This is a genomic window from Streptomyces sp. NPDC051218 (assembly GCF_044455475.1).
GTDB lineage: Bacteria > Actinomycetota > Actinomycetes > Streptomycetales > Streptomycetaceae > Streptomyces.
Map to the genome: position 1 here is coordinate 928,082 of NZ_JBITEU010000002.1, position 12,488 is coordinate 940,569.

Below are 12,488 nucleotides of genomic sequence, written 5' to 3' on the forward strand. Positions count from 1 at the left end.
TGATCGGCCTGTCTTCAGGCAGATTCGTACGTGCGCTTCGGTGACTTCTCCACGACGTCCGCCAGCCGGGCGAGCATGGCGCGGTGCCGCAGTTGGATCAGGGCGTCCACGGCCGCGTTGTGGAGCATTCCGCCGGGCCCGGTCAGCGGGTGCTCGTCGACGATGACCAGGGCGTACTCACCCCAGGGCCGTACGTCGAGAGCGATGCGCGCCGCACCGAGCCATCCGCTGTCGGCCTCGAGCTCCAGAATGCCGGGCTCTTCGCACCGTCGGACGGTCGTGCGGCCCGACAGCGTCCGCCACCCCACCCGCACCGTGTACGTGATGCTGGAGCCGACCTCGGGCCAGTCGCCTTCCCTGGGCTCCGAATCGGATGTGCCGACCACCCAGTCGCCGTAACGCGAGCCGTCCGCGAGTACCGCCCAGACGTCTGCCACGGACCGCTTGATCAATCGGTGTCGTACGGCCATTCGGCTCTCCAGCCCTCGTCGGAAACGGAAGCCCGCGTCGGATGCTGCGGCTCCCCGGTACCCGGCCCGTCCGTTCTCACTCCTGTTCACCCTCGCAGGCGTTCGGTGGGTCCGCCGCCTGCCGGACGCCGAATCGGGTACGTGTGTGCGCGTGAAATCTCCCCGCACCAATTCCGAAGCCTCCGAGCCGACCGCGCTCAAGAAGGCGCTGACCACCCCGCTGCTCTACTTCTTCATCCTTGGAGACGTCCTCGGCGCTGGCGTGTACGTCCTGGTGGGTCAGGTCGCGGCCGACACGGGTGGTGCCGTCTGGGTACCCCTCGTCGTGGCGCTGTGCCTGGCACTCCTGACGGCGGCCTCGTACGCCGAACTGGCCACGAAGTACCCCCGGGCCGGCGGCGCCTCCCACTACGCGACCCTGGCCTACGGGCCTTTCGCGGGGTTCCTCGCCGGTTTCTGCATGCTGGCCGCCGGCATCGTGTCGGTGGGCGCCCTGGCCCGCGGGTTCGGCGGCGACTATCTGGCGGAGTTCGTCACGCTTCCCGTGGCCCTCGTCGCGGTCGTGTTTCTTGCCGCCCTTGCCCTGCTGAACGCGCGGGGGATCAGTGAGTCGACGCGGGCCAACGTCGTCGCCACCGTCATCGAGGTGAGCGGGCTCCTGCTCGTGATCGGCCTCGGCGTCTGGATCGTGCTGCGCGGCGACGGTGACGTCGGGCGGCTCACGGAACTGGGCACACCGGAACACGGGCCCGCGGCAGCGGTGCTGAGCGGCGCGGTCCTCGCCTACTACTCGTTCGTCGGATTCGAGACCTCCGTCAACGTGGCGGAGGAGACCCGTGACCCGCGCCGCTCCTATCCGCGGGCCCTCTTCGGCGCGCTGATCACCGCGGGGGCGGTCTACGCCCTGGTCGGTGCCGCCGCCGCGGCGGCCGTGCCGACCAAGACGCTCGTCGAGTCCAGCGGGCCGCTCCTCGAAGTCGTCCGGGCAGCCGGCGGCGTTCCCACGGAGCTGTTCAGCGCCATCGCCCTGGTCGCCGTCGCCAACGGCGCCCTGCTCACCGGCATCATGTCGTCGCGCCTGGCCTATGGCATGGCGCGCGACCGGCTGCTGCCGAGTTTCCTCACGAAGGTGCTGCCGGGCAGGCGTACGCCATGGGCGGCGATCGCCGTGACCACCGCGTTCTCGCTTCTCCTCGCGCTGACCGGCGACGTGTCGACGCTCGCCTCGACCCTGGTCCTCCTGCTGCTGGTGGTCTTCTTCCTGGTCAACACGGCGGCTCTGGTGCTGCGTCGCGACGCCACCACGCGGGACCACTTCCGGGCCCCGACCGTGGTGCCGGTGCTCGGAGCGGTGTCCTGCGTGGTGCTCGCGACGCAGATCGAGGGCGAGGTGTGGCTGCGGGGCGGGATCGTCCTGCTGGTGGGCGCGGTCCTGGGCGCCGTCACCGCTGTGCGGCGCCGCGCCTGAACCCCGCCCCGGGCCCTACGCGGCCTGGATCAGTTCGGCTCGGCCGAACAGGAGCGCGTAGCCGGAGGGGAGTTGGGCCAGCATGCGGGTCAGGAGGCCGGGGCCGGCGAGGTCGGCGACGGCGGCCAGGACGGCGCCGGTGTCCCAGCGCGTGGTGGCGGGACTCGCCCCTGCGCGGGTGGCGAGATCCTTGACGAATCCCCAGCCGGTGAGGGGTTCGGTGGCGGGGATCTGGGCGGTGAGGATGAGTGCGGCCTCGACGGGCATGCGGGCGGCGAGATCGACGCGTTCCTCCCCGGTCAGCTGCCTGCCAAGGCCGCCGATGACCAGCCGGACGGCTTCCTCGGCGCGCTCCCGGGTGGGGTACGCGCCCTCGAAGCGGACCTTCTCCAGCATCTGCTGGAAGGTCATCGCGGGGAGGGGCCGGGAGAGTTCAGGGCGTTCGGAGATCACTGACATCGCGGAGTGCGCGCCTTTCTCGTCGCAGAGGTTGTGTCGCGGATGCGGGCAGCTGGAGAGCACCCGCGGGCGGGGCGTGGGGTCGTGGGGTGAGCCGAGGGAAGTTTGCGAGGGAGGCCGGGCGGGAGCCGACTCGGCCCGGGCGCGGAGGAGGAGCCGGGGGAAGGCCGCCAGTCCTCCGCGCCAGTCGTCCGTGGCTGGGGCTCAGCCGCGGATCTCCCTCCGGGACGCTTCGTTCCCGATGGAGACCTTGCGGGGCTTGGCACGCTCGGCGATCGGGATGCGCAGGGTCAGCACACCCGCGTCGTAGTCGGCCTTGATGCGCTCGGTGTCCAGCGTGTCGGCCAGCACGATCTGGCGGGAGAACACGCCCAGTGGCCGCTCGGACAGTTCCATCTGGACGTTCTCGGACTTGGTGACCGGTCGGCGCTCGGCCTTGACGGTCAGCATGTTCCGTTCCACGTCGATGTCGATCGCCTCGGCGGTCACGCCGGGCAGATCGAAGGCCACCACGTACTCGTCGCCTTCGCGGTAGGCGTCCATGGCCATCGCGGACGGTCGCGACCACGTTCCGGGGCCCACCAGCTGCTGGGCGATGCGGTCGAGCTCGCGGAAGGGATCGGTGCGCATCAACATCGCGAAACACCTCCATAGGTCAGGGCAGTACCTGCCAATGCGCTTCACCTGCTCTAGGTTGTAGCATGTCATCCAATCGATGACAAGGTAGATGTCGTCCATCGGATGACGCCGAGATGAAGGAGGCCACATGGCAGCGACCGGCGCACCGGAATCACCCCAGGCAGAAGCCCGGAATCCGGCCTCTTTCCCGGCCGCGGCCTCCGCTCTGGAGGCCATCAGCGACGCCATGGACGTCGCCCGACGACGCGGCGCGGGTGCGGCTCCCGCCGGGGGCACCGACCTGGAGCAGGCCTTGGCCTCCCTGCTGCTGCTGCGCGAGGTCCGTGAGCAACTCGCCGCGTGGGAAGCGGGGTTGATCGAAACCGCACGGCACGCGGGAGCCAGCTGGGCCGACCTCGCGCGCCCCCTGGGGGTCGCAAGCCGCCAGGCCGCCGAGCGGCGCTACCTGCGCCAGCGCCCCGGGCCGACCGGAAGCACCGGCGAGCAGCGCGTACAGGCCACCCGGCAGCGCCGCGCCGCCGACCGCAGCCGTACCGCCTGGGCCCGGGAGAATGCCGCCGCCCTGCGCCGCATCGCCGGTCAGGTCACGTCACTCACCGGTCTCCCGCCGCAAGCCCAGGTTCCGGTCGGCCATCTCGACGCGGCTCTCGCCGACGACGACCCGGCGGCCCTGATCGACCCGCTGAATGCGGCTTGCCCGTACGTGGCGCGCACCCACCCCGCTCTCGCCGCCCAGCTTGACGGGCTCATCGGGCACCTCGAAGAGAAGGACGCACGCAATTAGGCGACGGTTATCAGCAAAAAACTGACCATTACATGGCGCCTATGCGGCTTAATCTGCAAGGGCGACACCAGCTCCTGCCCGTAATGTGCGCATTAAGTACCGAATCCGTGTTGCTTCAGCAGGCGTCACTAGGAGTCAGCCCCTCCAGAAGCCGAGAATCTCGTAAGTCTGTTGATTATTTGCAATCTCTGCCACACATCTTGCGTTCTTGTGTCGCTCGCGATTGAGTGCTGACGCGTACCGCAGATACGGGTTGGCATATGTCATGAACGCGTCAGAGAGGACCACCGTGAGATGGAGACAGCGGAGCCGGCGCACCATAGGCGCCTGGCTCGTCGGCGCCCTGTTAGCCGCCGGGCTCCTGCCCGCCGCCGCCCACGCAGCGCCCGCGGCGCCCAAGTCGGCCGCGAACCTGGCGCTGAAGAAGCCGATCGAGGCGTCCACGTCCACCCAGAACTACTACGCACCCAACGCCAACGACGGCAGCACGAGCACCTATTGGGAATCGAGCGGCCATCCGTCGACGCTGACCGTGAAGCTCGGCGCTGACGCGGAGCTCGACTCCATCGGGCTCAAGCTCAACCCGGACGCGGCCTGGGCGGCCCGTAAGCAGAGCATCGAGGTGCTCGGACGCGCGCAGTCCACCGGCGACTTCAGCACGGTGAAGGCTCGGGCCGACTACACCTTCGACCCAGCGGGCAACCAGAACCGCGTGACGATTCCGGTCTCCGGGCGCTACGCCGAGGTCCGGCTGAAGATCTACTCCAACAGCTCCGGATACGGGGCCCAGGTCGCGGAGTTCGAAGTCAACGGAACCCCGGCACCCAACCCCGACCTGACCGTGGCCGACCTGAGCTGGCGGCCCGCGCAGCCCAGCGAGAGCGACGCCATCAAGGTCGACGCCACCGTGCGCAACACGGGCTCGGCGGCCTCCGCCGCCACCACGGTCGACGTGAGCCTGGGCGGGACGGTCGCAGGCAACGCCGAGGTGGGCGCGCTCGGCGCCGGTGAGTCGGCCACCGTACCGGTCGACATCGGCAAGCGGGCGCAAGGCAGTTACACCGTGTCCGCGGTGGTGGACCCCCGTGACACGGTCCCCGAACAGGACAACGACAACAACAGCCGCACCGCCGCCGCGAAGCTGACGGTCGGCCAGAGCCCAGGCCCCGACCTGGAGGTCACCGGCATCACGTCGAACCCGGCCAACCCCGCGGTCGGCGCCGACGTCGCCTTCGCGGCCAAGGTGCACAACCGTGGGACGAGCCCGGTGAGCGCCGGATCGGTGACCCGTCTGACCGTGGCCGACAAGACACTGAACGGCACGACACCCGCCATCGCCGCGGGCGAGAGCGCCACCGTCGACCTGTCGGGCAAGTGGACCGCCACCAGCGGCGGCGCCACCCTCACCGCGAGCGCGGACGCCACCGATGTCGTGGACGAGACGAACGAGGACAACAACGTCTTCGCGCGCTCCATCGTGGTCGGCCGCGGCGCGGCGACGCCCTACGTCGAGTACGAGGCGGAGGACGGCAGGTACGAGGGCACGCTCCTCGAGGCGGACGCCGAGCGCACCTTCGGGCACACCAACTTCGCCACCGAGTCATCGGGCCGCAAGGCGGTACGCCTCAACTCGACCGGTCAGTACGTGGAGTTCACGTCGACCAGCGCCACCAACTCCATCGTCGTACGCAACTCCATCCCCGACGCACCAGGCGGCGGCGGCCAGGAGAAGACGATCAGCCTCTACGCCGACGGAAAGTTCGTCCAGAAGCTGACCTTGTCGTCCAAGCACAGCTGGCTGTACGGCAACACGGACCAGCCCGAGGGTCTGACCAACAGGCCTGGTGGCGACGCGCGCAGGCTCTTCGACGAGTCGCACGCCCTGCTCGCGCAGACCTACCCGCAGGGCACCAAGTTCCGGTTGCAGCGCGATGCCGGTGACGACGCCGCGTACTACACGATCGACTTGATCGACCTGGAACAGGTGGCACCTGCGGCGAGCAAGCCCGCCGCGTGCAAGTCGATCACCGAGTACGGGGCTGTCCCCAACGACGGCATCGATGACGCGGACGCGATCCAGAAGGCGGTGACCGCCGACCAGAACGGCGAGATCGACTGCGTATGGATCCCGGCAGGCCAGTGGCGTCAGGAGAAGAAGATCCTCACCGACGACCCGCTGAACCGGGGCCAGTACAACCAGGTGGGCATCAAGGACGTGACGATCCGCGGCGCCGGCATGTGGCACGCGCAGCTGTACTCGCTGATACCGCCGCAGGACGCGGGCGGCATCAACCACCCGCACGAGGGCAACTTCGGCTTCGACATCGACGACAACACCAAGATCTCCGACATCGCCATCTTCGGCTCGGGCACCATCCGGGGCGGCGACGGCAATGCCGAGGGCGGTGTCGGTCTCAACGGCCGCTTCGGCAAGAACACCAAGATCTCGAACGTGTGGATAGAGCACGCCAACGTCGGCACCTGGGTCGGCCGTGACTACAGCAACATCCCCGAGCTGTGGGGACCTGGAGACGGCCTCGAGTTCAGCGGGATGCGCATCCGCAACACCTACGCGGACGGCATCAACTTCACCAACGGCACCCGCAATTCGACCGTCTTCAACTCCTCCTTCCGCAACACCGGTGACGACGCGCTCGCCGTGTGGGCCAGCAAGTACGTCAAGGACACGTCGGTCGACGTCGGCCACGACAACGTGTTCCGCAACAACACGGTGCAACTGCCGTGGCGTGCCAACGGCATAGCGGTGTACGGAGGTTACGGAAACAAGATCGAGAACAACCTGATCTACGACACCATGAACTACCCCGGCATCATGCTCGCGACCGACCACGACCCGATCCCCTTCACCGGGCAGACGCTCATCGCGAACAACGGGCTCTACCGCACCGGCGGGGCGTTCTGGAACGAGGACCAGGAGTTCGGCGCGATCACCCTGTTCGCGCAGGGGCCGAGCATCCCCGGTGTCACGATCCGTGACACCGACATCCACGACTCGACGTACGACGGCATCCAGTTCAAGACGGGAGGCGGCGCCATGCCGGACGTGAAGATCAGCGACGTGACGATCTCCAAGTCCAACAACGGCTCCGGCATCCTCGCCATGGGCGGAGCACGCGGCAGCGCGACACTCAGCAACGTGCAGATCAGCGACTCGCGCGACGGGGACATCCTGATCGAACCGGGCTCGCAGTTCGTGATCAACGCAGGAGGCGCGGGCCTCGACCCTGACGTACCGGGGAAGAGGCAGGGACTGTAACGGCAGTTTCAGCAGCCTGAATTGACCGGTCCACTCTCCACCAGGCCGCCCGGATCTGTGTCTCAGATCCGGGCGGCCTGTCGTCACCTCGGCTGCTCTTCCAGCGCACGGATACCCGGCGCGCAGCTGATCCTCAGCTCGTCCAGTCCGGCCGCCGACAGCTGCTTCTCGGCGGAACCGCGGCGGCTGCCGTCGAGTTGGGCGCAGGCGCTGTCCAGCCATGGGCGGGCAGGGTCGATGCCGACGAATGCGGCCAGGCGGGCGAGTTCGTCGCGGGGGGAGTCGATGAGGTCCTCGTAGGCGAGCGTCATACGTTGGTCGGAGGGCAGGGCGTCGAGGAATTGTGCGCCCTGGGTGACGAGTTCGGACCACAGGACGCCGAACCGGTTCAGAGGGAAGGGGCGGTCTCGTACGAGGGTGGGGTCGAAGGACTCTTCGAGCAGCGGCGCCAGATCCGGAGGCAGGGAGCGCACCTGCTCGGCCGTCAGATCGCCGAAGCTATCGACGCCCGTCCGTTCCCTGATCTCGCGCATCAAGGTGATCACGCGGTACCCGGGATGGCGGCTCATGGACAGGGCGCAGTCCGGCCCGTCGCGATGGAGATGCACGAATTTCGCGTAGGGGAAGGCGGCACGCAGCCTGGGAGCCCAGCCCGTCGAGTAACCGGAGCGTTCCACGACGGCGGTGCCCCCGAGCCGTGCGCCGAGCAACTCGAAGAGGGCTTCGTGGTGTTCGGCGGCGGGGCGGTCGGGCCAGTCGACGACCGCCGCGCGGATTTCGTCGAGCAGGCCGTCGGGGTCTTCGGTGAGGTGGGGCAGCACCATGAGGGAGAGCGCGGGGATACCGGGGCTCTGCCCCGTGTACTTCCCCGGACGGCGTGTGTAGAGGAACTCGGGCATCAGGAGCCCACTGCGGATCATGCTCGCGAAGTACGGGGTGGGCCGGAAGAGGGCTTCCCAGAACTCCGCGCCCGAGACCTGGCCCTCGGGAAAGGCCGCGTCACCGACGGAGGCCATGTACTCGTTGAGGCTGAGTACGTCGGGGTGCGTGTTGAGGATGCGGGACAGCGCGGTGGAGCCGCTGCGGCCCGTACCGATCACGAAGGTCAGGCTGCGCAATGTCGCTCTCCGAAGACAAAGGGCGGGGATTCGAGGGCTGTGTGCACCTCAGCACATTCGCGCCGAGGGCACCAGGTGGCAGCCGGGCCATGAGTGTTGACCCTCACGTGGCGTCAGGCCGCATAGTCATCGGCATGGAGGAACACCTGACCGTGGGACGCGTGGCCGAGCTGGCCGGCGTGAGCGTTCGCACGCTGCATCACTACGACGAGATCGGCCTCGTACAGCCGTCGGCGCGGACCGCGGCCGGTTACCGCGCCTACTCGGCGGACGACGTCGAGCGGCTGCGGGAGGTGTTGGCCTACCGGCGGTTGGGTTTCGGATTGCGCGAGATCGCGGACCTCGTCGACGACCCGGCCGCTGACGCCATCGCGCGTCTGCGCCGGTTGCGTGGCCTTCTGCTGGAGCAGCGGGACCGCGCCGCTGCCATGGTGACGGCCATAGACAGGGAACTGGAGGCACGGGCGATGGGGATCAGGGCGACGCCGGAGGAGCAACTGCAGGTGCTCGGAGCGCAGTTGTACGAAGCCATCGGGTCGGCGTATCCGGCCACGCGGCGCACCGAGCCGCGTATCGCCGCGCGGGTCTGGGACGCGCTCGGGGACGCACGAACGGTACTGAACGTCGGGGCAGGCACCGGCTCCTACGAGCCGCCGGACCGCGAGGTGACCGCTGTGGAACCGTCGGCGGTCATGCGGGCACAGCGCCCCGCGGGGGCGGCGCCGTGCGTGTCCGCCAGTGCGGAGAGCCTGCCGTTCGAGGACCAGTCCTTCGACGCCGCGATGGCCTTCAGCACCGTCCACCACTGGGACGACCCGATCGCCGGGCTGCGCGAGATGCGGCGCGTGGCCCGCCGCGTGGTCGTGTTCACGTACGACGCCGACGCGACCGGCTGGCGTGATCGGTTCTGGCTCACCCGCGACTACCTGCCCGAATTCGCCGGCCTTCTCGCCGAGTGGCCTTCCATGGCCGACCTGACCCGCGCGATCGGCGGCCGCGCGGAGCCGGTGCTCGTCCCGTGGGACTGCGCCGACGGCTTCTTCGAGGCGTACTGGCGCCGGCCCGAGGCGTATCTGGACGAGCAGGTGCGCCGGGCGGTGTCGGTGTGGACCAGAGTCGGGCCGCAGGCCGAGCAGAGGGCGGTGAAGAGCCTCCGCGACGACCTTTCCTCAGGCAAGTGGACCGAGCGCAACCGCGACCTCGTCGCCCTCGACGCGGCGGAGCTGGGCCTCCGCCTGCTCGTGGCCTGACGGGGCGCGGCTCGACGGCGGGCGCACGCGGGGCAAGCCGTATACGGGACCTTCGGCACCGGTGACAGGGACCTGGGCCACTTCTCTGGGGCCCAAAGGTCACATCGGCTGTCACATCAGTGGTGGCTCTGCCGGGAGTGAGACGGCTCAGTACGCGGAGTCGACGTTGTCGATCGAGCCGTACTTGTCGGCGGCGTAGTTGGCGGCCGCGGTGATGTTGGCGACCGGGTCGGTCAGGTTATTCGGCGTGCCGGACACGTGGTACGCGTCGAAGGTCGGCTGGATCACCTGGAGCAGACCCTTGGACGGCGTGCCGTTCTGCGCGTTCACGTCCCAGCCGTTCTGGGCGTTGGGGTCACCGGCGGACTCACGGATGATGTTGCGGTGCAGGCCCTCGTAGGAACCGGGGATGCCCTTGGACTTCATGATGTCCAGGGACTCCTTGATCCAGCCGTCGAGGTTGTTGGGGTAGTTCTTCTCGGCCTTCGCGGCGGCGGCAGGCGCCTTGGCCGCGGCGGAGTGCGGCTCGGCGGCCTGGGCGGGGGAAGGGGCCACCGTGAGCAGAGCGGCCGCGGCTCCGGCCGTGGCAAGACCCGCGACGGAGAACGAGCGGATACGGGCGATGCGGGTGGTGCTGGTGCGCGTGGTCATACGGGAGTGAACCTTTTCCATGGGGGACGTGGCGCAGGAGCCTGGGCGGCCGTAATGGCGATGTATTCGCGCCGGCCGCGCTGCTCCGGCCCTGCGATGTCGACCATGGTTAGCGGTGACGGGAAAGCGACGCAAGGATGTGACGTACTACCCGGCTACGCAGAAGATCTGCCGGTGAAGGCCATTGCGTCGATTCGGCGGCCGGTGAGCGCCTATGGCGTCTACTACCGCGCTTAGCGTGTGATGTGGCCCCTATGGGCGGGCTCACAAACTGAAGGCCGAGTATTCCCGGAACCCCCTCGCCTATTCCCCGCTCGCCCTTTTGAATTCGGGCATGGGGTATTCGCTGGGGTCGCGCCCCGGGGTGATCGGCCTGGAGGCGGCACAGCCCCCTGCACCTGTTCGGTCTATCAGCCCGTGCCGTCGGCGACCAGGCGTTCAAGAGTGGTCGCATGACCGAGCGCTCACGACGCACCCAGGCCACCGCCCCCCGCCGGCCGGCGAAACGGGCCGACGAGCACGGCGCCCCGGACCTGCGGGAACTGGTCGGCGAGGCATGCCGGACGCTGACCGAACTCATCGGTCACAGCGCTGAAGGTGTGTCGGCCGTCTGCCCGACCGAGAGCGACGGCTGGCGGGTCAGCGTGGATGTGCTGGAGGTGGCTCGGATCCCGGACACCACCAGCCTTCTGGCCACCTACGAGGTGGATCTGGACGCGCACGGACGCCTGACGCAGTACCGCAGAGTCCGCCGCTACCGACGCGGCTGGGCGGACAGCTGAGGCGCACCTTCTGCGCCGTCGAGAGGAACAGGCCCCTTCATGACCACTACCTACAGTGAGGACGTCGTCCCCTGCGCGCCCCGTGCGGGCACGCTCTACGACGTCCTGGAACTCATACTCGACCGCGGCATGGTCATCGACGTCTTCGTCCGGGTCTCACTGGTCGGCATCGAGATCCTGAAGATCGACGCGAGAATCGTCATCGCGTCCGTCGACACCTATCTCCGCTTCGCAGAGGCATGCAATCGCCTCGACCTCGAACACGATTCACGTAGCAAGACCGTCCCGGAACTCTTCGGTGGCGGCGCGGCCACGGTGGGCAAGGCCGGCGCCAAGAAGGCCGTCCGTTCCGTCGGCGACAAGGTCAAGGACACCCTGGGTCTGGAAACAGGCTCGGACGAGGACGACGACGAGGAAGAAGAAGAGCGCGAGACGAGCCGTCCACGCCGCAGCGCCTCCTCGCGCTCGTCATCCCGCTCCCGCTCCACATCTCGTGCCGGTCAGCGCCCGCGCGCCCGGCGCCGTGACGAAGACGAAGAGGACTGACCGTGCCGACACCTCCCGGCCCTCCCGGCCCTCCCGGCCCTCCCGGCCCTCCCGGCCCTCCCGGCCTGTACGTGTACGCCATCACCGGCCCCGAGACCGCCGCACACGCCCGCCACTGCCGGGCTGTCGGCGACGGGAACGCCACTGTGTCAGTGCTGGGCCAGGACGGTCTGGCCGCAGTCGTGAGCCGGGTGGCCGGACGTCCGCGGGCGCGACGGCGGGACTTGAGCGCCCACCAGGCCGTGCTCGGCGTGCTCGCCGAGCACGGCCCCGTCCTGCCCATGCGCTTCGGCGTGATCGCGCCCGACGAGGAGGCCGTCCTGACCGGACTGGACTCCGCCCGGGAGGCACACCTCGCCGCACTGACGCGCCTGGAGGGTAAGGCCGAGTGGAACCTCAAGGGTGAGTCCGTGCCCGAGGCCCTGCCCGACCTGCTGCGCGAGGACGCCGCCCTGCGCGCCCTGCGCGAGACGACACGGCGACGCCCGGGTTACGAGGCGAACGTGCGCCTCGGCGAAGCCGTGGCCGGCGCACTGCAGCGCCGAGCGGAGCAGGCCGCCGCCGACGTGGTGGCCGAGCTGCGCCCCCTGGCCGCTGAGATGCGCGAAGGGCGCGACGGTGCCGCGGGGGCCATGAACGTCTCCTTCCTCGTGCCGCAGAGCGCCGAGACCGCCTTCCGGCGGGCCGTCGACCTGCTCGCCACCCGATGCCGTGGACGGATCACGCTGACGCTCACCGGTCCCTTGCCCTGTTACAGCTTCGTGAGCGCCGACGCCGTACCCGTAGGCGCGTGACATGGGGCTGGTCAGCGGCATCCTGCTGCTCCCGCTGGCGCCGATCCGCGGCGTCGGCTGGATCGCGGACCGGCTGATCGAAGCGGCGGAAGACGAGCTGTACTCGCCGGATGCCGTCAGGGCTCGGCTCGCCGCCCTCAACGAAGCCTTGGACCAGGGCGACATCGACCTCGACCAGTTCGAACGCGAAGAGGAGCACCTGCTCGATTTGTTGGAACGTCGTCCTTACCGAACGGCCTCCTGACGCTGT

The 12,488-nt window shown here is 69.1% G+C and carries 13 protein-coding genes; 8 read left to right on the forward strand and 5 right to left on the reverse strand.

Features of this window, described 5'->3' with window-relative positions; all coding sequences use genetic code 11:
* Nucleotides 1–14: 14 nt before the first annotated feature.
* Entirely contained in the window at nucleotides 15–470 is a 456-nt protein-coding gene (locus tag ACIBCK_RS10650) for an SRPBCC family protein (RefSeq protein WP_399388749.1), read from the reverse strand.
* A gap of 151 nt (nucleotides 471–621) precedes the next feature.
* Between ACIBCK_RS10650 and ACIBCK_RS10655 the strand changes: the two genes are divergently transcribed.
* Nucleotides 622–1,938, forward strand: a complete 1,317-nt coding sequence (locus ACIBCK_RS10655; protein WP_399388751.1) for an APC family permease — start codon at nucleotides 622–624, stop codon at nucleotides 1,936–1,938.
* Between the two features lie 15 nt (nucleotides 1,939–1,953).
* On the opposite strand, the gene ACIBCK_RS10660 is transcribed toward ACIBCK_RS10655, so the two are convergent.
* Both ACIBCK_RS10660 and ACIBCK_RS10665 read right to left on the reverse strand, forming a co-directional pair.
* Nucleotides 1,954–2,397: a DUF2267 domain-containing protein gene (locus ACIBCK_RS10660; protein WP_399388753.1), complete on the reverse strand. Its 444-nt coding sequence runs from the start codon at nucleotides 2,395–2,397 to the stop codon at nucleotides 1,954–1,956.
* 204 nt (nucleotides 2,398–2,601) lie between these two features.
* A complete protein-coding gene (locus ACIBCK_RS10665; RefSeq protein WP_367038614.1) occupies nucleotides 2,602–3,033 on the reverse strand; it encodes an Hsp20/alpha crystallin family protein in 432 nt (143 codons plus the stop codon).
* A 130-nt stretch (nucleotides 3,034–3,163) separates the two neighbouring features.
* On the opposite strand from ACIBCK_RS10665, the gene ACIBCK_RS10670 reads away from it, so the two are divergent.
* Together ACIBCK_RS10670 and ACIBCK_RS10675 are read left to right on the forward strand one after the other, a co-directional pair.
* A complete protein-coding gene (locus tag ACIBCK_RS10670; protein WP_399388755.1) occupies nucleotides 3,164–3,820 on the forward strand; it encodes a type III effector protein in 657 nt (218 codons plus the stop codon).
* A gap of 289 nt (nucleotides 3,821–4,109) precedes the next feature.
* Nucleotides 4,110–7,097: a CARDB domain-containing protein gene (locus ACIBCK_RS10675; RefSeq protein WP_399388757.1), complete on the forward strand. Its 2,988-nt coding sequence runs from the start codon at nucleotides 4,110–4,112 to the stop codon at nucleotides 7,095–7,097.
* Nucleotides 7,098–7,180: 83 nt separating this feature from the next.
* Here ACIBCK_RS10675 and ACIBCK_RS10680 read toward each other — a convergent pair whose 3' ends face one another.
* Nucleotides 7,181–8,215, reverse strand: coding sequence for a sulfotransferase family protein (locus ACIBCK_RS10680; RefSeq protein WP_399388759.1), 1,035 nt, complete (start codon nucleotides 8,213–8,215; stop codon nucleotides 7,181–7,183).
* 134 nt (nucleotides 8,216–8,349) lie between these two features.
* On the opposite strand from ACIBCK_RS10680, the gene ACIBCK_RS10685 reads away from it, so the two are divergent.
* Nucleotides 8,350–9,465: a MerR family transcriptional regulator gene (locus ACIBCK_RS10685; protein WP_399388925.1), complete on the forward strand. Its 1,116-nt coding sequence runs from the start codon at nucleotides 8,350–8,352 to the stop codon at nucleotides 9,463–9,465.
* 147 nt (nucleotides 9,466–9,612) lie between these two features.
* Here the strand turns inward: ACIBCK_RS10685 and ACIBCK_RS10690 are convergent, their stop codons facing one another.
* Complete coding sequence (locus tag ACIBCK_RS10690) at nucleotides 9,613–10,116, reverse strand: transglycosylase SLT domain-containing protein (RefSeq protein WP_399388760.1); 504 nt, start codon at nucleotides 10,114–10,116, stop codon at nucleotides 9,613–9,615.
* A 452-nt stretch (nucleotides 10,117–10,568) separates the two neighbouring features.
* Here ACIBCK_RS10690 and gvpO point away from each other — a divergent pair, with 452 nt between their 5' ends.
* From gvpO to ACIBCK_RS10710, 4 genes are read left to right on the forward strand one after another with little or no spacing between them, the layout of a single operon-like run.
* Nucleotides 10,569–10,898, forward strand: coding sequence for a gas vesicle protein GvpO (gvpO, locus tag ACIBCK_RS10695; RefSeq protein WP_399388762.1), 330 nt, complete (start codon nucleotides 10,569–10,571; stop codon nucleotides 10,896–10,898).
* Nucleotides 10,899–10,937: 39 nt separating this feature from the next.
* A complete protein-coding gene (gene gvpJ, locus ACIBCK_RS10700; RefSeq protein ID WP_399388764.1) occupies nucleotides 10,938–11,444 on the forward strand; it encodes a gas vesicle protein GvpJ in 507 nt (168 codons plus the stop codon).
* Nucleotides 11,445–11,446: 2 nt separating this feature from the next.
* Nucleotides 11,447–12,238, forward strand: a complete 792-nt coding sequence (locus ACIBCK_RS10705) for a GvpL/GvpF family gas vesicle protein (protein WP_399388766.1) — start codon at nucleotides 11,447–11,449, stop codon at nucleotides 12,236–12,238.
* Between the two features lies 1 nt (nucleotide 12,239).
* A complete protein-coding gene (locus ACIBCK_RS10710) occupies nucleotides 12,240–12,482 on the forward strand; it encodes a gas vesicle protein GvpG (RefSeq protein ID WP_399388768.1) in 243 nt (80 codons plus the stop codon).
* The last annotated feature ends 6 nt before the right edge of the window (nucleotides 12,483–12,488 follow it).

Coding starts and splice junctions, on each gene's coding strand:
- ACIBCK_RS10660 (WP_399388753.1), bottom strand. CDS start 2,397: ATGTCAGTGATCTCCGAACGCCCTGAACTCTCCCGGCCCCTCCCCGCG.
- ACIBCK_RS10650 (WP_399388749.1), bottom strand. CDS start 470: ATGGCCGTACGACACCGATTGATCAAGCGGTCCGTGGCAGACGTCTGG.
- ACIBCK_RS10685 (WP_399388925.1), top strand. CDS start 8,350: ATGGAGGAACACCTGACCGTGGGACGCGTGGCCGAGCTGGCCGGCGTG.
- gvpO (WP_399388762.1), top strand. CDS start 10,569: ATGACCGAGCGCTCACGACGCACCCAGGCCACCGCCCCCCGCCGGCCG.
- ACIBCK_RS10690 (WP_399388760.1), bottom strand. CDS start 10,116: ATGACCACGCGCACCAGCACCACCCGCATCGCCCGTATCCGCTCGTTC.
- ACIBCK_RS10710 (WP_399388768.1), top strand. CDS start 12,240: ATGGGGCTGGTCAGCGGCATCCTGCTGCTCCCGCTGGCGCCGATCCGC.
- gvpJ (WP_399388764.1), top strand. CDS start 10,938: ATGACCACTACCTACAGTGAGGACGTCGTCCCCTGCGCGCCCCGTGCG.
- ACIBCK_RS10665 (WP_367038614.1), bottom strand. CDS start 3,033: ATGTTGATGCGCACCGATCCCTTCCGCGAGCTCGACCGCATCGCCCAG.
- ACIBCK_RS10670 (WP_399388755.1), top strand. CDS start 3,164: ATGGCAGCGACCGGCGCACCGGAATCACCCCAGGCAGAAGCCCGGAAT.